The organism is Rhizobium sp. SRI_017 (assembly GCF_057586295.1).
Genome location: NZ_JBYCZP010000034.1, coordinates 1 through 22,971, shown reverse-complemented (window position 1 = coordinate 22,971; position 22,971 = coordinate 1). Strand labels below are relative to the sequence as shown.

The 22,971-nt window shown below is 59.6% G+C and carries 26 protein-coding genes and 3 pseudogenes; 19 read left to right on the top strand and 10 right to left on the bottom strand.

Annotated elements, in window-relative coordinates:
* Window positions 1-208 precede the first annotated feature (208 nt).
* The 3 genes from AC2YI2_RS34085 to AC2YI2_RS34075 form a co-directional block, all read right to left on the bottom strand.
* Window positions 209-778 carry an OmpA family protein gene (locus tag AC2YI2_RS34085; RefSeq protein ID WP_487390971.1) on the bottom strand — a complete coding sequence of 190 codons (570 nt, stop codon included), beginning with the start codon at window positions 776-778 and terminating at the stop codon, window positions 209-211.
* 487 nt (window positions 779-1,265) lie between these two features.
* Window positions 1,266-2,852, bottom strand: coding sequence for an ABC transporter substrate-binding protein (locus tag AC2YI2_RS34080; RefSeq protein ID WP_487390970.1), 1,587 nt, complete (start codon window positions 2,850-2,852; stop codon window positions 1,266-1,268).
* A complete protein-coding gene (locus AC2YI2_RS34075) occupies window positions 2,849-3,505 on the bottom strand; it encodes a helix-turn-helix domain-containing protein (RefSeq protein ID WP_487390969.1) in 657 nt (218 codons plus the stop codon). Before AC2YI2_RS34075 ends, AC2YI2_RS34080 begins: the two co-directional genes overlap by 4 nt.
* Window positions 3,506-3,659: 154 nt before the next feature.
* Here AC2YI2_RS34075 and AC2YI2_RS34070 point away from each other — a divergent pair, with 154 nt between their 5' ends.
* From AC2YI2_RS34070 to AC2YI2_RS34030, 9 genes are all read left to right on the top strand, one after another.
* Window positions 3,660-4,742, top strand: a complete 1,083-nt coding sequence (locus AC2YI2_RS34070) for an ABC transporter permease (RefSeq protein WP_487390968.1) — start codon at window positions 3,660-3,662, stop codon at window positions 4,740-4,742.
* Between the two features lie 19 nt (window positions 4,743-4,761).
* Window positions 4,762-5,673 (top strand): ABC transporter permease, encoded by a 912-nt coding sequence (locus AC2YI2_RS34065; RefSeq protein WP_487390967.1) that lies wholly within the window; start codon window positions 4,762-4,764, stop codon window positions 5,671-5,673.
* Entirely contained in the window at window positions 5,670-6,506 is an 837-nt protein-coding gene (locus AC2YI2_RS34060) for an ABC transporter ATP-binding protein (protein WP_487390966.1), read from the top strand. The genes AC2YI2_RS34065 and AC2YI2_RS34060 overlap by 4 nt, the downstream gene beginning before the upstream one ends.
* Window positions 6,503-7,234, top strand: coding sequence for an ABC transporter ATP-binding protein (locus AC2YI2_RS34055; protein ID WP_487390965.1), 732 nt, complete (start codon window positions 6,503-6,505; stop codon window positions 7,232-7,234). Before AC2YI2_RS34060 ends, AC2YI2_RS34055 begins: the two co-directional genes overlap by 4 nt.
* A 23-nt stretch (window positions 7,235-7,257) precedes the next feature.
* Window positions 7,258-7,761 carry a GAF domain-containing protein gene (locus AC2YI2_RS34050; protein WP_487390964.1) on the top strand — a complete coding sequence of 168 codons (504 nt, stop codon included), beginning with the start codon at window positions 7,258-7,260 and terminating at the stop codon, window positions 7,759-7,761.
* A gap of 180 nt (window positions 7,762-7,941) precedes the next feature.
* Window positions 7,942-8,481 (top strand): 3'-5' exonuclease, encoded by a 540-nt coding sequence (locus tag AC2YI2_RS34045; RefSeq protein ID WP_487390963.1) that lies wholly within the window; start codon window positions 7,942-7,944, stop codon window positions 8,479-8,481.
* Window positions 8,482-8,959: 478 nt separating this feature from the next.
* Window positions 8,960-9,757: a class I SAM-dependent methyltransferase gene (locus tag AC2YI2_RS34040; protein WP_487390962.1), complete on the top strand. Its 798-nt coding sequence runs from the start codon at window positions 8,960-8,962 to the stop codon at window positions 9,755-9,757.
* Window positions 9,754-10,230: a GNAT family N-acetyltransferase gene (locus tag AC2YI2_RS34035; RefSeq protein WP_487390961.1), complete on the top strand. Its 477-nt coding sequence runs from the start codon at window positions 9,754-9,756 to the stop codon at window positions 10,228-10,230. The genes AC2YI2_RS34040 and AC2YI2_RS34035 overlap by 4 nt, the downstream gene beginning before the upstream one ends.
* Before the next feature lie 124 nt (window positions 10,231-10,354).
* Window positions 10,355-11,227: a protein-L-isoaspartate O-methyltransferase family protein gene (locus AC2YI2_RS34030; protein WP_487390960.1), complete on the top strand. Its 873-nt coding sequence runs from the start codon at window positions 10,355-10,357 to the stop codon at window positions 11,225-11,227.
* A 339-nt stretch (window positions 11,228-11,566) separates the two neighbouring features.
* On the opposite strand, the gene AC2YI2_RS34025 is transcribed toward AC2YI2_RS34030, so the two are convergent.
* On the bottom strand, window positions 11,567-12,106 hold the full coding sequence (locus AC2YI2_RS34025; protein ID WP_487390959.1) for an HAD family hydrolase: 540 nt from the start codon (window positions 12,104-12,106) through the stop codon (window positions 11,567-11,569).
* Between the two features lie 222 nt (window positions 12,107-12,328).
* Here AC2YI2_RS34025 and AC2YI2_RS34020 point away from each other — a divergent pair, with 222 nt between their 5' ends.
* The 3 genes and pseudogenes from AC2YI2_RS34020 to AC2YI2_RS34010 all read left to right on the top strand — a co-directional run bounded on the left by AC2YI2_RS34020 (window position 12,329) and on the right by AC2YI2_RS34010 (window position 14,598).
* Window positions 12,329-12,538 (top strand): hypothetical protein, encoded by a 210-nt coding sequence (locus AC2YI2_RS34020; RefSeq protein ID WP_487390958.1) that lies wholly within the window; start codon window positions 12,329-12,331, stop codon window positions 12,536-12,538.
* A gap of 90 nt (window positions 12,539-12,628) precedes the next feature.
* Window positions 12,629-13,204 (top strand): nucleoside kinase, encoded by a 576-nt coding sequence (locus tag AC2YI2_RS34015; protein ID WP_487390957.1) that lies wholly within the window; start codon window positions 12,629-12,631, stop codon window positions 13,202-13,204.
* A 690-nt stretch (window positions 13,205-13,894) separates the two neighbouring features.
* Window positions 13,895-14,598: pseudogene (locus AC2YI2_RS34010) on the top strand (IS6 family transposase).
* Between the two features lie 211 nt (window positions 14,599-14,809).
* Here AC2YI2_RS34010 and AC2YI2_RS34005 read toward each other — a convergent pair.
* Window positions 14,810-15,673: a class I SAM-dependent methyltransferase gene (locus AC2YI2_RS34005; protein ID WP_487390956.1), complete on the bottom strand. Its 864-nt coding sequence runs from the start codon at window positions 15,671-15,673 to the stop codon at window positions 14,810-14,812.
* Window positions 15,674-15,707: 34 nt separating this feature from the next.
* Window positions 15,708-16,358: a TetR/AcrR family transcriptional regulator C-terminal domain-containing protein gene (locus AC2YI2_RS34000; RefSeq protein ID WP_487390955.1), complete on the bottom strand. Its 651-nt coding sequence runs from the start codon at window positions 16,356-16,358 to the stop codon at window positions 15,708-15,710.
* Window positions 16,359-16,558: 200 nt separating this feature from the next.
* Here AC2YI2_RS34000 and AC2YI2_RS33995 point away from each other — a divergent pair, with 200 nt between their 5' ends.
* From AC2YI2_RS33995 to AC2YI2_RS33985, 3 genes are all read left to right on the top strand, one after another.
* Window positions 16,559-17,452: an NAD(P)/FAD-dependent oxidoreductase gene (locus AC2YI2_RS33995; RefSeq protein ID WP_487390954.1), complete on the top strand. Its 894-nt coding sequence runs from the start codon at window positions 16,559-16,561 to the stop codon at window positions 17,450-17,452.
* Window positions 17,453-17,460: 8 nt separating this feature from the next.
* Window positions 17,461-18,306: an alpha/beta fold hydrolase gene (locus AC2YI2_RS33990; RefSeq protein WP_487390953.1), complete on the top strand. Its 846-nt coding sequence runs from the start codon at window positions 17,461-17,463 to the stop codon at window positions 18,304-18,306.
* 122 nt (window positions 18,307-18,428) lie between these two features.
* On the top strand, window positions 18,429-19,244 hold the full coding sequence (locus tag AC2YI2_RS33985) for an oxidoreductase (protein ID WP_487390952.1): 816 nt from the start codon (window positions 18,429-18,431) through the stop codon (window positions 19,242-19,244).
* Window positions 19,245-19,324: 80 nt separating this feature from the next.
* On the opposite strand, the pseudogene AC2YI2_RS33980 reads toward AC2YI2_RS33985, so the two are convergent.
* Window positions 19,325-19,522: pseudogene (locus AC2YI2_RS33980) on the bottom strand (IS6 family transposase); the annotation flags it as partial.
* Between the two features lie 74 nt (window positions 19,523-19,596).
* On the opposite strand from AC2YI2_RS33980, the gene AC2YI2_RS33975 reads away from it, so the two are divergent.
* Both AC2YI2_RS33975 and AC2YI2_RS33970 read left to right on the top strand, forming a co-directional pair.
* A complete protein-coding gene (locus AC2YI2_RS33975; protein WP_487390951.1) occupies window positions 19,597-20,091 on the top strand; it encodes a hypothetical protein in 495 nt (164 codons plus the stop codon).
* 148 nt (window positions 20,092-20,239) lie between these two features.
* Window positions 20,240-20,536: a DUF982 domain-containing protein gene (locus AC2YI2_RS33970; protein ID WP_487390950.1), complete on the top strand. Its 297-nt coding sequence runs from the start codon at window positions 20,240-20,242 to the stop codon at window positions 20,534-20,536.
* 29 nt (window positions 20,537-20,565) lie between these two features.
* On the opposite strand, the gene AC2YI2_RS33965 is transcribed toward AC2YI2_RS33970, so the two are convergent.
* A complete protein-coding gene (locus AC2YI2_RS33965) occupies window positions 20,566-21,066 on the bottom strand; it encodes a hypothetical protein (RefSeq protein ID WP_487390949.1) in 501 nt (166 codons plus the stop codon).
* Window positions 21,067-21,206: 140 nt separating this feature from the next.
* On the opposite strand from AC2YI2_RS33965, the gene AC2YI2_RS33960 reads away from it, so the two are divergent.
* Together AC2YI2_RS33960 and AC2YI2_RS33955 are read left to right on the top strand one after the other, a co-directional pair.
* On the top strand, window positions 21,207-21,473 hold the full coding sequence (locus AC2YI2_RS33960) for a DUF982 domain-containing protein (RefSeq protein ID WP_487390948.1): 267 nt from the start codon (window positions 21,207-21,209) through the stop codon (window positions 21,471-21,473).
* 195 nt (window positions 21,474-21,668) lie between these two features.
* Complete coding sequence (locus tag AC2YI2_RS33955) at window positions 21,669-21,812, top strand: hypothetical protein (protein WP_487390947.1); 144 nt, start codon at window positions 21,669-21,671, stop codon at window positions 21,810-21,812.
* A 132-nt stretch (window positions 21,813-21,944) separates the two neighbouring features.
* Here AC2YI2_RS33955 and AC2YI2_RS33950 read toward each other — a convergent pair whose 3' ends face one another.
* Window positions 21,945-22,397, bottom strand: coding sequence for a calcium-binding protein (locus AC2YI2_RS33950; protein ID WP_487390946.1), 453 nt, complete (start codon window positions 22,395-22,397; stop codon window positions 21,945-21,947).
* Window positions 22,398-22,857: 460 nt separating this feature from the next.
* Window positions 22,858-22,971: pseudogene (locus AC2YI2_RS33945) on the bottom strand (LysR family transcriptional regulator); the annotation flags it as partial.

The following is a 22,971-nucleotide window of genomic DNA, read 5'->3' as shown; positions in this document are numbered from 1 at the left end:
ACCGGAAACCTGACATCGAATCCCGTAAGAAAACTGTGCAAGCTTACTGCGTCGCCCCAACACCAACCCCACCCGTAGCAAATTTGGGGGTCGGTTGGACAACTTGTCCAAGCCACCCCCGCTTATTCAGAATCTCAAGGCCATACTGGCGCAGGAAAATTCCTGGAAGAAGTTGCTCGCCAACGACGATGGCAATACGAACTGATCGTCACTTCGCGACGAGTTCGACGCGGCGGTTCCTTGCCCGTCCCTCGTCGCTGTCATTGGTATCGACCGGCTTCGTATCCCCGGCGCCGGACGCCGTCAGGCGGTCGGCGGCAATCCGGTAATCCGAAACGAGTGCCGCGACCACATTGGCGGCCCGCCGCTTGGAAAGATCGAGATTGTAGTTCTTCCTGCCACGGCTGTCGGTATGGCCGACGATCTCGAGCTTCAGCTTTCCGTCGCCCTTCATCAGAAGCGCGATCTGATCCAGCGTCTCTTTTGATTCGGGCTTCAGGTTGTCCTTGTCGAAATCGAACAGGATGCCGTAGATATCGACGCTGCCTTTGGCCTTGATCGCCGCGCTCATGTCTTCCGACGACTTGACCGCGATCTTTTTGCCTTCCATGGGCTTGGTATCGACCACCTGGACGAAGGTCGTGATCAGCGGTCCCGCTTCGCTCACCAGGATTGCGGCATAGGTCGCGCCCTGGTCGCGGTCGGTCTTGGCGAGCATGTAGCGGACATGATCGGAATGAGCGAGGACCTGCGGGGATAAATCAGCTGATGCCGACATGTTCACCTAGCTAAAAACTGTCTTCCAGACGCTTCCCTAGCTTCGAAACAAGCGCCATCGCTGAAATTTGCAAAATCGGCCAGTGACGCTCTGCGGGATGTCTATGTGCAGAACCGTCGCCTATGGGTGCGGCTGCACGAAAAGGGCGGCAAACAGAATCAAATGCCCTGCCATCACATCCTGGAGGAATATCTGGATGCCTATCTCGATGCCGGAGGCCTGCGAGACCAGCCGCGCAGCCCCTTGTTCCGGACGATCGGCCGGGGGACGGGCGTTTTGACCGGAACCCCCTGCCCCAAGCGAATGCCTACGCGATGATCCAGCGACGGGCGGAGGCTTTCCAGTCCCAACTCGACGCATCACGCACGACGACCGCCTCAAAGCCATCGCAGCTAGGAGCATAGCCGCAGGGCATGTCCTGCAGCCCGCATTGCCGAAAGATTGGGCTCCCGATGGGGTCGCCGGCAGCCCCAGCGTCTGGTGAAGATTACTTCTTCACCAGACGATAGAAGTTGAAGTCCGAAATGGCGCCATTCACATAGCCGGTTATGTTCTTGGCCATGGCGACCTGCGCGGAAGCCTGGAACATGATGATGATCGGCGACTTGGCCTGCACCTTCTTCTGAAGGTCGACATACATCTCGTTGCGCTTGGCCGTGTCGGCCTCGGCGCGGGCGGCCTTGGTTTCCTTGTTCATGTCGTCAGGCACGGCCCAGCCGTTCCGCCATGTGGTGGTGGACTGGTAGGCGCCATCTGAATTATCGGCATTGTAGGCGAAGGCCGCAGCGTTCGAATCCGGATCCATGAAGTCGGGGCCCCAATAGAGCAGCATGGCTTCATGTGTACGCGCACGATACTTGGTGATCACCTGGCTGCCGGTGCCAGGAATGATCTCGAAGTTGATGCCGGCCTCGGCAAAGCCCGCCTGCAGCGACTGCGCCATGTCCGTGAAGGGCGTCGAATTGATCACGTCAAGCGTCACCTTAATCGGTGTCTTCACTCCGCCATCGGCGAGGATCTTCTTGGCCCTTTCGACATCGTAGGTATAGGGCGTCTCGTCATAGGAGCCCGGGAAGCCCTTAGGCCAGAAGGCCTGGTGGATTTCCATCTGACCCTTGAGGAACGAGTCCGTCATGCCCTTGTAGTTGACGAGGTAGCGTGCGGCTTCCCAGACGGCCGGGTTGGTCAGGGAATCGATTTTCTGGTTGAACGAGAGAAAGTGCACGGCGGCCTGCGGATAGGTCTCGACCTTGAATTCGCCCTTGGTGGTGATGCCAGCGATCTGGTCCGGCGTCAGGTTCTTCGCCATGTCGACGTCACCCGATTCCAGCAGCAGCTGCTGGGTCGCGGATTCCGCGACGTGGCGGATAATGACGGCCTTCATCGCCGGCGCACCGCCGAAATAGTCCGGATTGGCTGCCATGTTGAGGATTTCGCCGGGACGGAAAGCCTTGAGCACGAAGGGACCGGTGCCGGCCGAATTGGCCTTCAGCCAGGCATTGCCCATGTCGCCATTGGCTTCATTGGCCTGGACGGTGACGGCATCGACGACGGAGGCCGGGCGCGAAGCGAGAACGTTGAGCACGAAGGCGGAAGAAAAATCGCCTTCATATTTGGCAATGATCTTGTTGCCATCGGCCTTGACCATGGAGTCGAAATTCTCTGGCTTCCAGCCGAGCTGGGTCAGGATGAAGGCCGGCGACTTGTTGAGCACGACGACGCGCTTCCAGGAATAGACGACGTCCTCGGCGCGAACCGGATTGCCGGAAGAGAACTTCACACCATCGCGCAGCGTGAACGTGATGGTCTTGGCCGCATCATCCACCTTCCATTCGGAAGCCAGACCGGGGGCGAGCTTGGTCACATCAGGCGCATCGTACTGGACAAGGCGATCATAGGTCTGCGTGACATATTCGCCGGACGAGAATTCATAGGCCTCGGCCGGATCGATCGAGACGATGTCGTCGATATTGGCAGCGACGACGAGCGCGTCGGCCGGCGTTGCCGCATAGGCTGTCGCAGCCACCGGCACCAGCATGGATGCCGCGACGAGCGCGGCGGTGAGCATCTTCATTGATCGTTCTCCTCTTTGCTGAGTTTTTTCGATGTCTTTTTGGTCTTGGCAGTGCTGTCGGCCGAAGCCGCGCGTCCACGAAACAGCGGAAGCGTTCCAGTCCAGAGCAGCCGTGCCGGCTTGCCGGAGTCATTGCGCCAGGCATGCGGCCGATTGCCCCTGAAATGCAGGCTGTCGCCCGCCTTCATCTCGATCTCTTCATCGTCGAGCTTCTGCTTGATCGTGCCTTCGAGCACGAACAGGATTTCCTCGCCCTCATGGCTCACCGTCTCGGAACGATAGCCGGCCGGCACATTCATCACGAAGGAGGACAGGATATTGCCGGCGAAATCGGTCGCGATTCGCTCGTAGAGAATGGAGGAGCCGGCGACCGAGAATTGCGGCCTTTCCTCAGCCCGGGTCAGCGAATTTTCGACGCTGGGCGTGGCGATGAAATAATCCATTCCCACATCGAGGCTGCGCGCAATCTGTGCCAGCGTGCCGAGCGAAGGCGTCGCCTGATCGCGCTCGACCTGGCTGAGATAGCCTTTGGAAATGCCTGCGGCCTGGCAGATTTCCTCGAGAGTCATATGCAGTTGCCGGCGGCGCGCACGGATCAGCGCGCCCACTTTGGGCTGCGAAAAATCCGTCGCTGCTGCCGCTTGATTGGCCATGTTTCGTCCAAGGCTCAGTAAAATTTGTTTGATAGGAGCAAAAATGTTTGTATGTTCGCAAGTGAAATTTTTTGATGGATCTGCTGGAAGATTGGCAAAGCCAGCGGTCTCTCCGGCAAACAATCGACAATCTTAACGGGTGAGACCCGAAGCCTTGGCATTCGAACCGACTACGATCGACACGTCTGCGGGGGCGACGAAGCTGCCGCCGGCTTCCGGCCGCGCCAGTGGCTTCATCATCAGCGTTGCGGGCTTTTTCATTTCTGTGGCTCTGACCTTCCTGGGCCTACTCGCCGTCACCTTCTTCATCGGCCGTGTCGTGCCCATCGACCCGGTGCTCGCCGTAGTCGGCGACCGCGCGCCGAAGGCGGTTTATGAGGCGGCCCGGCTGCAGATGGGTCTCGATAAGCCGCTCTATGTCCAGTTCGTGAACTATGTCGCCGCTATCCTGCAGGGCGAGTTCGGCCAATCTGTCTCGACAGGCCGGCCGGTGCTGGACGATCTCAAGCGCGTTTTTCCGGCGACGCTGGAAATGGCGACGATCGGCATCATTATCGGCATGGTGCTCGGCATTCCCATGGGCGTCTATGCGGCCAGCCATCGCGGTACTATGCGCGACCAGCTGATCCGAGTGATCGGCCTGTTCGGTTATGCTGTGCCGGCCTTCTGGCTCGGCCTCGTGGGGCTCGCCGTCTTCTACGCCCGGCTCAAATGGGTCGGCGGCCCGGGGCGGGTCGATATCTTCTATGACGGCCTCGTCACGCCGGTCACCGGCCTAATGCTGGTCGACAGCCTGATCGCGGGCGAAACGGAAATCTTCTGGAATGCACTCGGCCATCTCATCTTGCCATCAGGCGTGCTCGGCTTCTTCAGCCTCGCCTATATCGCCCGCATGACGCGCTCCTTCATGCTCGACCAGTTGGCGCAGGAATATGTCACGACCGCTCGGGTCAAGGGCGTGCCGGAGCGACTGGTGATCTGGCGCCACGCCTTCCGGCCGATCCTCGTACCGCTGATCACCGTCTGCGGCCTGTCCTATGCCGGCCTGCTCGAAGGCTCGGTCATGGTCGAGACCATCTTCTCCTGGCCCGGCATCGGCAACTATCTCACCGTGGCGCTGCTCAATGCTGACATGTCGGCGGTCCTAGGGGCGACACTGGTCATCGGCGCCGTCTTCATTGGCATCAACAAGCTTTCCGATGCGCTCTATCGCATCCTCGATCCCCGGGCTCGATAGAGCAGGCGCAGTAGAACATATGGCCTTCGCAGACATCAATATCTGGCTCACCACCGACAGCCCTCAGTCGCGCATGCAGGCGCGGATGATCCGCCTCTATCACATGGCTGGCGCTCTCTCGCGCAATTCGCTTGCCATGATCGGCTTCGTCATCATTTTGGTGCTGATCCTGACCGCGATCTTCGCGCCCTGGATCGCGACGCATGATCCACTGGTGCAGGATCTCACCGCCCGACTGAAGCCGCCGTCCGCGGAATACTGGATGGGCACGGACGAGCTCGGTCGGGACATCTGGTCGCGCGTCGTCTATGGCGCACGGATCACACTCGCCATCGTCGTCATCGTCGCGGTGCTCGCCGCGCCCGCCGGCCTTATCATCGGCGCAGTCTCCGGCTTCTTTGGCGGATGGACCGACCGCATCCTTATGGGCATCACCGACATCTTCCTCTCGATGCCGAAGCTGATCTTGGCCCTCGCGCTGGTCGCGGCCCTCGGCCCGGGCATTGAGAATGCGATCATTGCCATCGCCATCACCTCCTGGCCCGGCTATGCGCGCATTGCCCGCGCCGAGACCATGACCTTCCGCAATTCCGAATTCATCCAGGCCATCCGGCTTCAGGGTGCTTCAGCTCTGCGGGTCATCCTCGGCCATGTACTGCCGCTCTGCACGTCATCGATGATCGTCCGCGTCACGCTCGACATGGCCGGCATCATCCTCACCGCCGCCGGCCTCGGCTTCATCGGATTGGGCGCCCAGCCGCCGCTGCCGGAATGGGGTGCGATGATCGCGCGCGGTCGTTCCTTCATCCTCGAGCAGTGGTGGGTCGCCACCATGCCGGGTTTCGCCATCATAGTGGTCAGCCTCGGCTTCTGCTTCCTTGGCGATGGCCTGCGCGACGTGCTCGACCCCAAGAGCGGAGATAGCCATTGAGCGACCCTCTTCTCACAGTCGAAGGCCTGCATGTAACCTTCCCGACACCGCGCGGGCCGGTCGACGTCGTGCGCGATGTCTCCTTCACGCTCGGCCGCGAGCGACTCGGCATTGTCGGCGAAAGCGGTTCGGGCAAGTCGATGACTGGCCGCTCGATCCTGAAACTCATCCGCCCGCCCGGCAAGGTGACCGCCAAGAAGCTGGAATTCGATGGTATTGATCTTCTGAAGCAATCCGAGAGGCAGATGCGCGCCATCCGCGGCGCCCGCATTTCCATGGTCATGCAGGACCCGAAATTCTCGCTCAATCCCGTGATGACCGTGAAAGAGCAGATATCAGAGGCGCTGCGGACGCATCAGAAGCTCGCGGCCCGCGACCTGCATGCCCGTGTCATCTCGATGCTCGAATCCGTCCGCATCTCTGACCCCGAGCGTGTGACAAAACTCTATCCGCACGAGCTCTCGGGCGGCATGGGCCAGCGGGTGATGATTGCGATGATGCTGATCCCCGAACCCGATATCCTGATCGCTGACGAGCCGACCTCGGCGCTCGACGTCTCGGTCCAGGCGCAAGTTCTCGACATCATCGACGAGCTGGTGAAGCACAAGGGCATGGGGCTGATCTTCATCAGCCACGACCTCAATCTCGTGTCGAGCTATTGCGACCGCATCCTCGTGATGAACACCGGCCGAATCGTCGAGGAATGCAATGCAGGCGAGCTGATGAATGCGACCCATCCCTATACGCGAGCGCTGATCTCCGCCCTGCCGCGCCTCGATGAAACACGCGAGGAACTTCCAGTCCTCGACCGTAGCGCCTGGGCCGGCACATGAACCTACTCGATATCAAGAGTCTCGACGTCTTTTATGGCCGCACGCAGATCACCCATGGCGTCAACCTCAATGTAAATGAAGGCGAGAGCTACGCCCTTGTCGGCGAGAGCGGCTCGGGCAAATCCACGGTGCTCAAGGCTATCGTCGGGCTCGCGCCGGAATGGAAGGGCACGATCTCGATATTCGGACAACCGCGCAGCCACGGCATCGATCGCGCCTTCTCGCGCACCTGCCAGATGGTGTTCCAGGATCCCTATGGCTCACTCCATCCGCGCAAGACGGTCGATGCAATCCTGTCGGAATCGCTCTCGATACACGGCATCGGCGAGCAGAACGAGCGTGTCGACGCGGTCCTTGCTTCAGTCGGCCTCGACCGCCGTTTTCGCTTCCGTTTTCCGCATCAGATGTCTGGCGGCCAGCGCCAACGCGTGGCGATCGCCCGTGCACTGATACTTGAGCCAAGAATGCTCCTGCTAGACGAGCCGACCTCCGCGCTCGACGTTTCGGTCCAGGCTGAAATCCTCAACCTGCTCAAGCGCCTGCGCCGCGAGCGGAACCTCACCTATCTCATGGTCACCCACAATCTGCCGGTCGTGTCCTTCCTCTGCGACCGACTGGCGGTGATGCGACATGGTCGCATCGTCGAGGTCGCCGACGTCGCCCAGTTGAAGAAGGGCGACCTTCACGACCCCTATTCCCGCGAATTGATCCATACCGCCGTCGTCTGACGGCAAGCATGAAGGAATACCCCATGAAAGGCCATGATTTCGCTGCGGACCTCGCCGCGTTCGATCGCACCATCGCAAATGATGCCGGCCCCGATGCGCCCTGGATCGCGCTGGAGACATTGGCCCGCAAGGTCATCGGCGCAAAACTCTTTACAACCATGACCGTCGACATGCAGCACGAGCTTGCCAGCCGCGCCTATACCTCGGATCCGGTCAGCTATCCCACCTTCGGTACCAAGCCGATCCGCTATGACAGCTGGTTCGAGATCGTCCACAACGAACGCAAGAGCTTCGTCGCCAACACGATCGAGGACATCGCCAAGGTGTTCCCGGATTACGAGCTAATCAATTCGCTCGGCTGTCAATCAGTCGTCAACATCCCCGTCGAGGTCGGCGGCGAGTTGCTCGGCACCGTCAATTGCCTCGACGTCATCAACCACTACACACCAGAGCGCGTCGCTGCGTCGGAACTCCTCAAGGGCCCGGCACGCCTTGCCTTCCTGGCCGCACGGCTCCGCCTGACCTGATCAAGACTGTGCGGGCGTCACCTTCCGGCGCAGCGTCGGCCTGAATGCAATCATGAAGACGAGAAGACCCGTCAGTGGGTGAAGTGGTGCAAGCATCCCAGGCTTTCAAAGAGCAAAATGGTCTTGCGAATAGACATAATTTTGGGCCAGTCAGCTGTACGCTTCTCAAAAAGCGACAACTTGATCGCTCTGAAAGCCCAATCCGGGCAATGGAACTCTCTGTCCGCCCGCATTCGCATTATCGATCTCGAGACAGCGGGCAACGGTCCCAACGATGTCTGTGAAATTGGCTGGCAGGATGTTGTGCTGGACGACAACGGTCGCTGGAGCCTGAACGAAGAACGCGGCGCGCTGTTCGTCAATCCTGGCCGTCCGATTTCTCCCGAGACGATGGCAGTTCATCACATCCTTGATTCCGATGTCGCGGGGGCACCAATATGGAAGTACATTGCATCGACCATATTGCGCCCGGAGCAAGGGGTCTTCGCCCTGGCCGCCCATCGCGCAGCATTTGAGCAGCGCTACTGCACGCCGCGGCTATGCGGAGGTGTCCCATGGATTTGCACCTGGAAATGTGCGCTTCGTGTTTGGCCGCATCTCCAAAGATTTTCCAACCAGATGCTCCGATACCAGCGGATGCCAGGGCTTGATCCACCACATCGGCCTCCCCGCCCATCGCGCCATGCCGGACGCATATGTCACCGCCCATCACCTGCGTGACTTGCTCAACGAGGTTTCCGCCGAGCAGCTTGTGACCTGGGGCCGAGAGCCGGCCTGCTTCCACGCGTTCCTTCGGGACCGGACCGGGGCAAGGACTGGGATCGGTTGACAATGGAATCGCTGGCCCAATTCGCCCAGGACAGAGATTTGGATATTCGCTTCAGCGCGCAGACCGAGTTGACACAGCGCAGCGAAAGACGCGAGCAAACAGTTGCCACGCGAGCACAGCGAACGCTCTTCTGACAGGTGATACCACGTGCTGCTGCAATGATGAGGCGTGAGACGCCCAGCCAATCGGCCGAGGAGAACCATTGACGCGTCTCGTCGACGAGTGTCTCACCGACGTCAAGAGACACCCAATCGATAGCCATTTTCGATCCCGAATCTAGACGCGCGACTGGAGCTTTGCCACCATAGTTATGCACGCTAGGATAGCTGCTCATCTAGGCTGACACGACAAGCACGAGGAGCAAGTGACATGTCGACCATGACATCCGACAATGCCAGGCAGTATGGCGACAGTCGCAAGCTGGCCGCGCGGGCTCGCCTCAACAGCGAATACACGATTGCTGATATCGGCTGGTTTCCATGGGTCGCAAAACAATTGCCGCTCCAGACAGGTAGTCGTGTCCTTGATATTGGCTGTGGACCCGGATGGTTCTGGGCGGCTACCATGGACGCAATACCGGAAGAACTTGACCTCACACTCAGCGATCTATCGCCCGGCATACTCCAGGAGGCGATTGCGCGCTGCCAAAACCTTCCATTCGCGAAAGTTCGAGGCCAACAGGCAGATGCGGGCGCGCTTCCCTTCGAGGATGGCTCGTTCGACATTGTTGTCGCGATGCACATGCTCTACCATCTGCAGGACCGGGCGGGGGCCATAGCGGAAATGTTTCGTGTGCTGAAGCCTGGCGGCACCTTGGCGGTCACCACCAACGGCGCAGGCAATTTGCGCAAACTGTACGCGCTCACCACCAACTTCGGCAGCGAGCCCATGGATCCGTCCGCAGCAGCTTTCGGCTTCGACACTGTGGAGCATCTGATGCGATCGCAATTCGGCAACGTCACCTTATCGCAGCACCCGGCGCGCCTGCGAATCACTGAGCCGGAAGACGTCTTCCTGGCGCTGACGTCCTATCCACCGGGCGACAGCGCCAGTCCATCGCAACTCGCCGAGTTCCGCAACGCGATTGAACACGCGTTCGAGGAGGGACGAGGTGTGCTCGAGGACGAAAAGCAGACCGGACTGTTTTTCAGCAGGAAGACGGCTTGAGCGACAAGCCTGAAACCCAAGAAATGATCAATTCCATGTCCAAATATGAACTGATCAGGCTCGAAACGCCTGCCGATTGGGACAGCTATCACACGATCCGGCGACGGGTGCTGTTCGAGGCGCGAGGCCTTTCAAATTATGACCCAAATGGACCCGATGAGCGCAAACCGGAAAACCTGTCCCTGCTGCTGAAATTCGAGAATATTCCTGTTGGCACGGTCCGCCTCGACACGCGACCGGACAGCACCGCCATTGTCCGTTTGGTCGCCATCCGTGAAGATCACCAGAGACGCGGACACGGAAGCGTCCTTCTGCGGGAGACAGAAGAGCTTGCGCGCCTTCTTGGTGTCAAAGAACTGCGCGTGCATGCTGCACCAGACGCCGTGGTCTTCTATGAGAAGCATGGCTATTCGAGATCGGTCTTCGATCTCGAAAGCAATGGAATGGCCGTTCAATTGCGAAAGTCGATATGAAGATTGTCGGCTCCTTGCTCAGGCGTGATGGCCACGAATTCTTGCGAGGAAATTCGTGCAAAGTCCGGTGCGCGCACTACATCAATCCGCGAACGATGACGGCTGACGTCAGGGAGCAAAGGTCATGACCACAGTTCGGCGCGCCACCCTGGATGAGATACGGGCATTCCACGCGAAGATGATGGCGGTTGCGAGCAATTCGTCCGATGAGAGGCTTGAACGGGTTTTCGAACTCGTGCCACGCGAGGCTTTCATGGGTCCGGGACCGTGGCAGATCAGGGTCAATCGGCGCTACGTCGAAACTCCGAGCGCCGACCCATCCTATCTATATCAGAACGTGCTTGTTGCTCTCGACGCCACGAAAGGCATCAACAATGGTGAGCCCTTCCTTCACGCGGCCCTGATCGGAGCTGCAGCCCCTAGATTCGGCGAGACCGTCATTCATATCGGTGCGGGAACGGGCTATTACACAGCCATCCTGTCCGTACTGGCGCTACCGAACGGCCAGGTTCATGCTTTCGAGATCGAGGAACGCCTTGCCGACCGCGCCCGCAACAATCTTGAGCCCTTTGAAAACATTTCAGTGATCCACGCCGATGCAACGACCCAGGCACTACCGAAGGCGGACCTGATCTATGTGAACGCCGGCGTGGTTGCCCTCCCTATCCAATGGCTCGAGGCATTGCAGCCTGGAGGCCGAATAGTGTTTCCGTGGCAGGCCAACCGCAAGACCGGCCTTGCCATGTTGATCACCCGCACGGAAGCTGGCTATGCGGCACAGCCGCTGATCCGGGCTTGGTTCATTCCCTGCATCGGGGCGTCAGACGCGGCGCAATGCACCAAAATTCCGAGTGCTGCCGAAGCCTGGGCCGTCCGTTCGGCATGGTTGACCCGCGACCGTGCACCCGACGAAACAGCAGTCGCCATCTACGGAGATCTTTGGTTCTCGAGTGAAGGGGACGACGACACGATTGAGCTGAAGAATTTGGTCGCTTGATCGGCGGGAGTGAGGTTTAGCAGCGCCTTCGACCGAGAAGCGTGTCTGGCCTGCGAGGCACTGAAACTGAGGCTGGAGCAGGACAGCACGCGCGGGATCGGCGATTACCTCAAGGGCAAAGCGCCTTTCATCAAGTCGACTATCGCGAAACTTTGATGGTGAGGCCCGCGTGTCATCTAAATCCCGCCGAGCATCGACGCTCACCTCTGTTCGTCACTCGCACCTCGAATCCCTAGCCGACAGCAACCCACGCAGGCGCGGGTGATCTTCGATGTCCTCCACCGATCTGAAAAGCACTCCCTCCCAGCCTGCCTGTTTGACAAGGTCGACGATTTCCGGCTAATCATCGAAGAAAAGAGGACGCTCGCCGGACCTGATGCCGAGGGATCGGTTGATGGCCTCGAAGAAGCCGATCTCCTTCTTCGCCAGGCCGATCTCGGCGCTATAAAACATCCTGTCGAAGTATTTGGAGAAGGCCAGGCTATTCCACAAATAGGCCGCTCGATGATGCTCTTGGCTGGTCGCGATGAAGGTTTGGACATTCTCTTGATTCCGGAGCTGCCGGATCAGCTCAAGGACAGCCCCGTTGACGTTGGAATCCTTATCAAACCAGTATCGCACGAAGTCATCGACGGTGCCTTCATAGCCGACTTGCGGGAGGATATCGGCGAGCGCTGCCTTCAGATCCCGGCGGCCGGTCACACATTCGAACATCGGTGATGACGATCGGGCGCCGGGCGCACCGAAGAACAGACGTTCGAATGCCTCACGATTTACGCCAAGGTCCACATCAATCGAGGCGTCCCAGGGCTTTCGGAGAGACGGATCGGCGTGCCATCCATCGATCAGGACACCGTCAACATCGAAGAAGATTTTCATCGGGCATGTCTTAACTGCGACAACATTGCTGGATAAACGACAGGCGCTTCGTATCCGTCGCCATCTTAGATTAGCGGCGGGCAACTGCAACTTCGGCTTGAACATCGCCGCTACTCCGATGTCGAAGCTCCCTCGTTTGGGAGTGAAATATCCTCATGATGCTTCTCCCAGGAGTCGCGATCCAAGGCGATCGCGTTCGAACGCAAAAATTCGGACTTTCTGATGAAACAACCAGAAGATCCATTTGAGACAATTGAGCGCTTGTTGCCACTTGCGAAACGCGCTGCCCTGGCCCGCGGCGGGCGGGATCCGCTTTGGGATATGATCCATCGCGCGGAAGCGCTGCTGCTGCAGAATGAACGGGGTGATCCGGCGCTGGCCGCGACCATCGCGGATTGGATGTGCGTTCGGTTTTCAGACGGCCGCCTCTAACGTCGGCGCGAATGGCACGTAATCTGTTGCCGTGAGCGAAATTCTCACGGCGGCTTCTCTGCGGATTGAAGGCCGTAATGAAGGGCGCCAATGGGAATCAAGAACTATCTGATCGAAGGCGGTTCCGGCACCGGAAAAACATCTGTCGCTACCGAACTGGAACAGCGCGGCTACCATGTCGTCCATGGTGACCGCGTTTTGGCCTATGTCGGCGACCCCGAGACCGGCCAGGCACTCGAAGGGCCACCCGAAGGCGCGGACCGTATCGTTTGGGGGTACGCGCACTGGATCTGGCCCGTCGACAAAGTCAGGGCTATTGCTGTCAACACCACCCATCCTTTCACCTTCTTCTGTGGCGGCTCGCGCAATTTCCACAAATTCCTGGACCTATTCGACAAGGTTTTCGTGCTCGACATCGACGTCGAGACGTTGAACCAAAGATTGGATGGACGGCCGAATGAGCCTGGCTTCGAACCGGCCGAGCGGGCGCTGGTACTCCGCTACCATCGTACGCGGGAATATCTTCCTGCCGGCATCAATATCGACACCGCGAATACCGTCTCAAATGTCGTCGATGATATCCTCGCTAACCTCACCTCAAGCCTTGCAGCGATTGTGATCGGAAGGGAAGCAGCCGACTATCGCGGGAAAACCGAAGGCGCTTGATCCGGTCACTGTGCGTTGTCACTATCGTAGCCGACCGTCAGCTTTCAGAAGGACAATCCGGGCGGTCCAGCGACCGTCTTCCATCGTTGAACTCTTCTGTAGCGATCTGTCGTCCGACCGGGACGTGCATGTAAGGCTCTTAATAGGATTCGAACCAACTACTCCGTTTTTTGAGCTCCGCATCTCATTCAGCTGGCCTAATCACAGCAGTAAAAGAGGAATGGCTAGCTTGGGCTGAAGCAATACTGCCGTTGATGAGAGGTCCGAAGCGAAAGCAGACATTTGAATAATATCTCGCTGCTCTAAATCGCTCCCCCAACGGTTTTTGTCGCGATCACATTGCAAAATTCTCAAACGAAAAAACCCGCCGGGAGGAACTCAACCGGCGGGATCAAAGGGCGCGAACAAAGAAATCGCGCCGGGGAAAGCCACTTTAGGGTACGACATTTGTCATTTGCAACAAGGTCGATTGTGGCTCTTCCGGTACGGGTGAGCGATCAAAACTCTTCCCAATTGTCGGGCTTGGATGGCTTTGCGCCAAACGCAGCGGCAACTTTTGTAATCGCACGATGGACGGGAGAGGATGTCGGCCGTTCGGTGGCGCGGACTTCGCGCAGCACCGAACGATGAGCTCTGCGGGCGTTGTCACGATAGCGTCTTGTGGGGAGCGGCTGCGATAGAGGCACGTTCATGAACACTTTGCCAGTCAGCTACAAGCGCCACCGCTTCCCACCCCTGATCATCGCCCACGCGGTCTGTCTCTACTTTCGGTTTCCTTTGAGCCTGCGCCTTGTCGAGGAATTGCTGCTGGCGCGCGGTATTGCCGTCTCCTATGAAACGATCCGCAGTTGGGGAAAGAAGTTCTGCCCGGACTATGCGCGTCGCCTTCGCCGCAAGAAGCCCAGCGGGAACGATGTGTGGCATTTGGACGAAGTCGTCATCACCATTGCCGGCAGAAAACGCTGGCTATGGCGGGCCTTCAATCAGGACGGGTATGTGCTTGACGAAATCGTCCAGAACCGCCGCAACACCAAGGCTGCCAGACGATTGCTGACCCGTCTTCTGAAGAAGCAGGGTATCGCACCGAAGCGAATGATCACTGACAAGTTGCGCTCCTATGGAGCAGCCCGGCGACAGGTCATGCCGCATGTCGAACACCGATCTCACAAGGGTCGAACAACCGAGCCGAGAATTCTCGTGTGCCGTTGCGAAAACGGGAGCGCATGATGCAAGGCTCCCGATCACCGGGAGTCCTTCAGCGCCTCGTCTCTGTCTTCTCCGGTGTCCGTAACCTTTTCGTCCCACCCCGCTCACAACGCTTCGCATTCCAAACCCGCGTTCACCGTATGCAGGCGATCGCACAGTGGAAAGCTGCGGCCGGAGCCAAGGCATAAGATCAATCCCCAGGGCAGAAGTCTCCCATGCATCCGAATTCGGGTTAGGGTGACATCGCCGCCGCAACGATATCGGCCGTGCCCAAGCATGGCCGCCTTCATGCCAGATCCACAAGCCATATTTATCGTCCTAGTGCCAATAGCGTTCGAGAGACGCGCGCCACGCGTTGTTCGCCAAAGCGAAACGAGGCGTCTTTCCTTTTAATCCCTGTTATCTTGCCGGATTGCGCGCGGTGATGATCCACGCCGCGCCGTTGATCATCACCGACCGCTCACCGGGGCAGCCCGCAAAGACGGCACGAACCGCAGCCGAGGCGTGGGCACGGATATCGTCGGGCTGATCAGCGAGAGCGCGCGCCAGCGGGCCAACCTCGAGTGTCATCGTCACCGCGTCATCGAGCGCCGCGTCCCGCGTCTCCCCCTTGCCGAACGGGATGGAGGCGTCGAATGGCGCGATTGCGACATCGGTGAAGCCAGCCACCGTTAGAATATGCGCCACCCGCCCCTGGTCGCCAAACGAGAACGGGCCGGGCGTTTCGGGACCGGGCGGCACCATCGGTGGGAGGATGCCCTTGATCGCGCCCATCGGCAAGCGCACCCAATCGTTCTCGGCCATGCCTCGCCAGCAGACGAAAGCGACCCGCGCGCCGGGCTTGAGCGCTCGCCGCATATGCGCGAACGCCGCCGTCGGATTGTCAAAGAACATCACTCCGAAGCGCGAGAACAGGATGTCGAACGCAGCCTCGGGCAACTCGGTGCTGCTGGCGTCGGCCACCTGGAACAGGACCGGCGTATCCTGCGGCGCTAGAGCGCGCGCTCTGTTGATCAGCGGCTCGGATATGTCCACGCCTAACACATGGCCCCCCGCGCCGACGCGAGCGGCCAGATGCAGACTAGTCGCCCCTGCGCCGCAGCCGACATCCAGCACCCGTTCGCCCATGACGGGAGCGGCGGCTTCGATCGCCGCCTGGCCGAACGCCGCCATCATGGAATCGAGCTGGGCCTGGTAGGTGACCCAGCGCTGCCCGCTTTGATCTTTCCAATCTGCTACCTGATAAACATATTTCTCTGCCATGCCGTATCCTTGTTCTAATCCGTTCTTAACCAAGCTATCCGCCCGCGTGGTCGCTGCCACCGTGCGCGGCGATGAACATGGCGACGGCCGACCGGCAATAGGATTCGATCTCGCCCTCGTCCTCTGCTCTCGCCTCGTCGAAGCGGGCGATAATCAGGAGATCGGAGCCTTTGAAAAGTGCAGCAAACAAGCGGGCGGACCGGAGAGGGTCGGGCACGTTCAAAGCCGCCTTCGCATGCAACTGACGTAACAGAGCCTCGATTTGAGCGATGATATGGACGGCGCCGGCTTCGTAATGGACCTTGCTCAACGACTTTTGGTTCGGCGTGTCGGCCATGACCATGGCTTCGACGTTGCGGACGTCCGGGCGCAACAGCGTGCGAAGCAGCGACGATCCCACCGCCATCAGCTGATCTTCGGCCGAGCCGTCGGCGCCTTCAAAAAGGGCCTGTGGTATTGACTGCTGGCAGCGGGCCGCAAAGGCCGCGCCAAACAGCGCCTCTTTGTTCTCGAAGTGCCTGTAGATGCTGAGCTTCGATATCTTCGCTCGCTGGGCGACCTTGTCCAATGTCGTCGATTGAAAGCCCAGTTCCGCAAAGAGTTCGCCCGCGGCGTCGACTATGGTTTGGCCGAGCGCCTCGTTGGCGGGCCGGCCGCGCCGGGCGCGGATGGTTTTTTCGGGCACGATAATTACAGTCCTTGACAGTATCGTTATTCGTGAATTACGATACTACGCAGTATCGCAAATGCCAAGAGTGGATTTTATCGTGTCCTCCAAATCGAGTTTGCCGTGGCCGCCCAGCGATATCGAATGCGCTTTGCTAGACCATATCGCGTGCCAGGCGCAGCCCAACCCCCTCCATCCGCAATACGGAGCCCATCACCATGGATGACGTCATCATCATCGGCGGCAGCTTTGCCGGTCTCGCCGCTGCCCTTCAGCTCGGCCGTGCCCGCCGCAAAGTCACTGTTCTTGATACCGGCCTGCCACGCAACCGCTTCGCAGGCCGCTCGCACGGAGTGCTCGGCCACGATCACAAGCCACCATCGGACATACTGACCGAGGCGCGGCAGCAGCTGGCTCGTTACCCTGCGATCAAGCTGGTCATTGCCCGGGCCGACAGCGTCTCCGGCGGCATAGACGATTTCTCCGTCCTCACTGGCGATGGCGAAAGCCTTGGCGCGCGACGCCTGATCTTGAGCTATGGCGTTGTCGACCAGATGCCTGACGTTCCGGGCTTTGCCGAAGGCTGGGGCACATCCATCATCCCCTGCCCCTATTGCGACGGCTTTGAGGTCGCCGGCCAGCATTGGGGCCTCGTCTGGTCCGGCCCGCAGTCGATGAATCAAGTCAGGCTGTTCCACGATTGGACCGACAGGTTGACGGTCTTCGCCGATGGTCACGACATTGCACCCGATAGCCGGGCTGACCTGGCGCGCCGCCAGGTGCCTGTCGTTGACGGCCGGATCAGAGGGATCGTCCGTCACGGCAGCCACAATGCCACAATGAAGCTCGATACCGGCCCCGATGTCGGAGTCGATATCCTGTTCGCGCATCCACGCAACAAGCCATCCGCAAGCTTGCATGAAACACTCGGCTTCGACACGGTCAATACGCCAACCGGCATCGCTATCAAGACCGACGAGCGCCGCGAAACCAGCATACCCGGCATTTATGCCGCCGGCGACCTCGCCAACCCCGGAATCCCCTCGGTCACCACGGCAACATGGCAAGGCGCGATGGCGGGTATCTTCGCCCAGCAGTCGATGCTGGTTTAGGGTGACAGATGGAGTTCGAACACGTCACCTTCGACCTGCCACACGGCACCTTCCACGCGTTGCAGGGTGGTGATCCCGATGGCCAACCGACGATCGTCTTGCACGGCTTCCCGGACCATCCGCCGACCGCGAAGCCCTTCCTTGCCGAGCTCGGCCGCCGTGGACGTTACGTCGTTGCACCCTGGCTTCGCGGTTACGCGCCCTCCCCGACCGCGGGGCCGTTCGACTTCGCTGCCCTCACCAGCGATGTGCTCGCGCTGATCGACCGCTGGTCTCCCGGGCGACCCGTGGAGTTGATTGGCCACGACTGGGGCGCACTGATCACATATGATGCCTGCGTCACCGCGCCGGAGCAGATCGAACGCGCGGTTGCGCTCGCAATCCCTCACCCACTCACCTTCATGCGCCGGCTGACGCACCCCGCTCAGCTGCGCCGGAGCTGGTACATGGGGCTCTTTCAACTGCCGGGAAGCGGCTGGATGGCCACCGCCGGCGATCTCGCCCTCATCGACCGCCTCTGGCGTCAGTGGTCGCCCGGCTTCTCGCTCGATCCTGCTCTCCAGGCGGAGCTGCACGAGCACCTGCGAACGAGCATGCCTGCGCCTCTAAAGTACTACCGGGCGATGCTCAGACCCGGCATGCTTGGGGCGACGCGCCGAATGTCTCAGCCGATCACCGTGCCCCTGTTGCAGCTTCACGGTGCCAACGACGGCTGCATCCTCCCCGCGCTGGTCGACGACCGATATCGGTTCGCCGCCCCGCACGCGATGGAGGTCGTCCCCGACGTCGGTCACTTCCTGCACATCGAGGCTCCCGAGGCGATCGCGGAGCGGATTGCGGCATGGGTCGCATAGGGGACTTTCAGCCCTGAAAAACACTCGAACGAAGCTCCTCGACGACGGGAACTGACCGGACTGGCGCACGGGCACAAAAGGAAGGTCCATGCCCCTGAAGAGTAAAAAAGGAAGGAATCCTCATGAATACGACTAATCCTGGCGTCGCCTTGGTGACCGGCGCGTCCTCTGGCATCGGTCTCGCCACTGCCAAAGCCTTACGGATTGCGGGCTTTCGGGTGTTCGGAACCAGCCGCCGCGCCGTGGCGGAGAGTTCAGACGTTATCACTATGCTGACCTGTGACGTTACCGACGATGAGTCCGTGGCAAAATTGGCCGAGCGCGTCCTGGCTGAGGCCGGCCGCATCGATCTCCTTGTCAACAATGCCGGCATGGGTCTGCTCGGCGCCGCAGAGGAGTCCTCGACGGTCCAGGCGCAGGCGCTGTTCGACGTGAATGTCTTCGGCGTTCTACGCATGACCAGGGCGGTCCTACCGGCCATGCGTCAGCAGAGAAAAGGCAGGATCATCAATGTGAGTTCAGTGCTGGGCTTGATCCCGGCTCCCTATTCCGCCGTTTATGCGGCGACCAAGCATGCCATTGAAGGTTATTCCGAATCGCTTGACCACGAGCTTCGCACCTTTGGCATTCGCGTTGTGTTGGTCGAGCCCGCCTTTACAAGGACGGCATTTGAAGAAAACCTTGCTAGACCGGACCGATTGCTTGACGTCTATGACGCCGAGCGCGCCAGCATGAATGCAATCAACAAAAAAGCGATAGAAACTGGCGACGCCCCGGACGTCGTCGCCAGGGCGATTGTCGAAGCGGCGAGCGCAATCGTTCCAAAGAGGCGCTACGCGGCGGGAAAAATGGCGCGACGGATCAGTCTCCTGCGCCGTTTCGTCCCCGAATTCGCATTCGACAAGAGCCTGCGAAAACAGTTCGGGTTGCCGACCTGACGACGATAAACATCCTGCGGCGGCGATGTCACCTTAACTCGAATTCGGATGCATGGGAGACTTCTGCCCTGGGATTGATCTTATGCCTTGGCTCCGGCCGCAGCTTTCCACTGTGCGATCGCCTGCATACGGTGAACGCGGGTTTGGAATGCGGCGCGTTGTGAGCGGGGTGGGACGAAAAGGTTACGGACAGCGGAGAAGACAGAGACGAGGCGCTGAGGGACTCCCGGTGATCGGAAGCCTTGCATCATCCGCTCCCGTTTTCGCAACGGCACATGAAAAGGTCTTGACCCACGTATAATCTCCACCCCAGGAACGTTAGAGGTGTGTCCCAGATACCTCGGAGCCTTTCATGCGACTGATATCGACACTGCTTTTCTGCCTTTTGGGCAGTACCGCCATGGCGCAGCAATGCGACCGCTGGGAAGCCTCGATGGAGGAGGACGAAGGCGGCCCCACCATGATGGCATCAATCTGCGCGCGGACGGCTTCGAGCGATCCGGCGGAGCAGCACTTTATCCTCGTCCAATGCGGCCCCGACGACGCGGTGTCAATTCGCTATCTTCCCTTTGCGGGCGCAAGCTATCCGCCCGGCGGCAATGAGGAATACAAGACGAAAATCGAACTCTCGCTCGCCAAGGAGAAGTTCACCGTCGATGCCCATTATGAGGCGATGGACGGCGCGTTGGTGATGGACAGCGTCAACAAATCCTTGGTCACCGTGCTGCTGAAGCAGAAGAGGTTTATGCTTTCCGATGTCAACAGCGATAAGGTTCCGGTCGTGACCTTCACGCTGAACGGTGCGAAACAGGCTTTCGAAAAACTGATGAAGACCTGCGGACAGTGAGCGTCAAACGCTGAGAAAGCATTGCTCGATTGCTCATGACGCTTGAGCTGGTCGATGAGTCTGACAATTCGACGGCGTGCACGCCCTTGAACCGCCCAACTCGCTGCCTATATGGCCGCTCGTCCACTTGCCGAGAAAGGAGGAACCGATGGCAATCACATTTTTCGACCGCCCCCTGTTCGTCCAGCGAAAGCACTATGTCGAGGAAGTCACCAGCCTTGAGGATGCTTTTGACCTGCTGGAAGCCTGGCCTCCCGACCAACGTGGGCTTCCTCATGAAACCCTGATGCGGGCGTGCCAGGAGGCCGCGAACGGGCGCTTCCCCATCGCCGCCCTCCGCCAGAACCTTGAGCGGTTCCTGAAGAAGGCCGGTGTTCTTGCCGCGATCGAGGACGTGCCGAACTTCGCCGCGCTGACACCCGATCGGAACATTGGCAGCATGTAGGCAGGACCGGGCCGCCTCCGGGGGGCCCCTCACTCGCACCCTATCCCATCGTCGTCTCGATCAAGTCCGTACACATCCGACCCGATCACCTGCACCCGGCCGGTGAAGGCAGGGCCGTTCCCGGAACCACCGTCACAATCGACATCGGAGGTTATAGGGACGCACGGGCTGTAGCTCGGATGGCATCCGCTGGATTTCGATCGAGCAGCCTCGATCACCTTCGGCCTGGTGACCGACTGTGGTTTCTTCGCGACCGAATTCGTCTTGGCCTGAGGTGCCGCTTCCGACCATTTTTCGGCTATGGCCGACGCCAGAGCACCCATCTTCTGCTGGACGGCCCGGGTGTTCTCAGGATTGGCGGCCGACGAACCGACGATAACCGCCACTAGGGCGCCGGCCGATACCAGCATGACGAACTGCGATGAGGTCAGGCGATCGAGCCATGAAGCACGCGGAAGATCCTCGGACAGAACCTTCATCTTGGCTGGCCGGCCATGCTTCACCCGGCGATAAGAAAGCAACCCTGCCATGTGAATTTCCGAAGAGTTCGCGTTAGTCTATGGGCCACCCCCTTTCCACCTGGTTGAGTAAATCGTTCGAACTTTATCGAGGTGGAACGACTCCCTCCGCTCGCCATTGACTCGCATTGGTTGGGTAAGGAGTTGGCATCATGCAGAATTGGAGCAAGGGTGTTGATCTGGAACTGCATGGGGTCGGCAGCTACCGAACAGTGAAGTCGACGGAGGATGCTGCGCAATGCCTTCTGTCCCATTGGCCGGCCGGCAAGGACAAGGCCTATCTGGAAGCGCAGCAGGCCTGCCTTCGTGCCCTTGAGGCGACACGTCACCCGAGCTGGCACGCGAAGCCTTCATCGGTGCCGCCCTGGCCGCAAAGATCCATATCAGATCGCCGGAGGATCCGCGCGCGGCCGCCGTGAGCGCCGGCAAAAACCGGATCTCTGTCACAGACAGCCCGGCTTTCCGGAAGGCCAATCATGACGCCATGGAGGCGATAAAGGCCACGGTTTCGAAGATCAAAGCTGAGCGTGGAATGTCCGAATGAACCTGGGGCGTTACGCCGCTGGAACTTGCTGTGCGCGCTTGCGTTCACGGCTGGCCAACAGGAGCACTTCATGACCAAGGGACCACTCTACGCAATCATTGCCATTCTTCTCATCGCTGTAGTCGGCGGCGGGCTGTACCTCTATCGAGAGGAAACGAAGCCAGGTGTAGAGCTGAAGGCCGACGAAGACGGAATTTCAATAAAAAAGAACTGATGCTCGGGGGCGCTGCAGGGTGCCCCTTTCAGTACGCCAGAGCGTTCCACAGTTGTGACGGGCGATAAAGGCCGTCCAGTGACAAAGGCTCTCATCACATGGAGGCGGAGCGAGCCGGCGGCGTCTGGCTATTTAAAGGGGACCGGGGTCTTGAACTTGCTTCACCCCGTCGTCGAACTGGATGAGTTCGACCTGTGTGGTCGTTACGATTTGGTCGCCGCGCGTCATCGTGAGGTCGTTAGTCATGCCCTCACGCTCGATCTGCCAGTCCGCGAAGTTCCCGTCGACTATGACAATATCTTCGCCATCGCCACCATCCACCGCGTCATGGCCACCAATTATGTCGAATACGTCGTCGCCTGAGCCACCGAACAGCATATCATCACCGATGCCATCAGTGAGTCGATCATCGCCCGCCCCGCCACGGATATCGTCGTTGCCGGCGCCGCCGACGATGGTGTCGTTGCCGCCTAACCCTGATAGTATGTCGTCACCGCCCAGCCCACGAATGACGTTGTCGTGCCTATCCCCGGTCAGGGTGTCACCGTCCTCGGTCCCGATCAGCTTGTCTCGGTGCTTAGCCATGGCATTCTCCTTCATTCTCCACCTGTCGGCCAAGTCGACGCGATCAGCAAGAACGGACAAATCTTTCACTTGTTGCGACAGAAAATATTGCTTGAGATATGGGCGGAACACCCTTCACCAGAAGGCGTTCTGAACCGGCGGCTGTTCAACAGCCGAAGCGGCGCCTGTAACGGCTGGCGCTGTGCCGGTGGTGCATCGTCCCTGTGCCACCGGCGGCCCAACTATAAAACCATGACGGCGGTGAATAAGACGGTGGCCAGGATCAAGGCGGGAAACCTGCATCGGGGCTTCAAGGATTTGCCTTGATTATGTCTGCTTTTGGGAAGGGTCCCCGGCGGGCTAAACGACTGACTTGGGGGCGCGTTGCTGCCGCGCGATTGAGGTCTAGCATTCGAATCCCTTCTGGGGTCGAGTTGTGCTGGAACGATCTCCCTTAAGCATTGATTTGTGCACCAGAGCGTTACCCATTCGCAAAATCCCGGGCCGCCTGAATGAACGCTGTAAAGGCAGCCGGCGGATTCTTCCTGCCGGAGTAGTAGAGCGCGAGGGGCGCTAGAGAGGGCGTCCAGTCCTG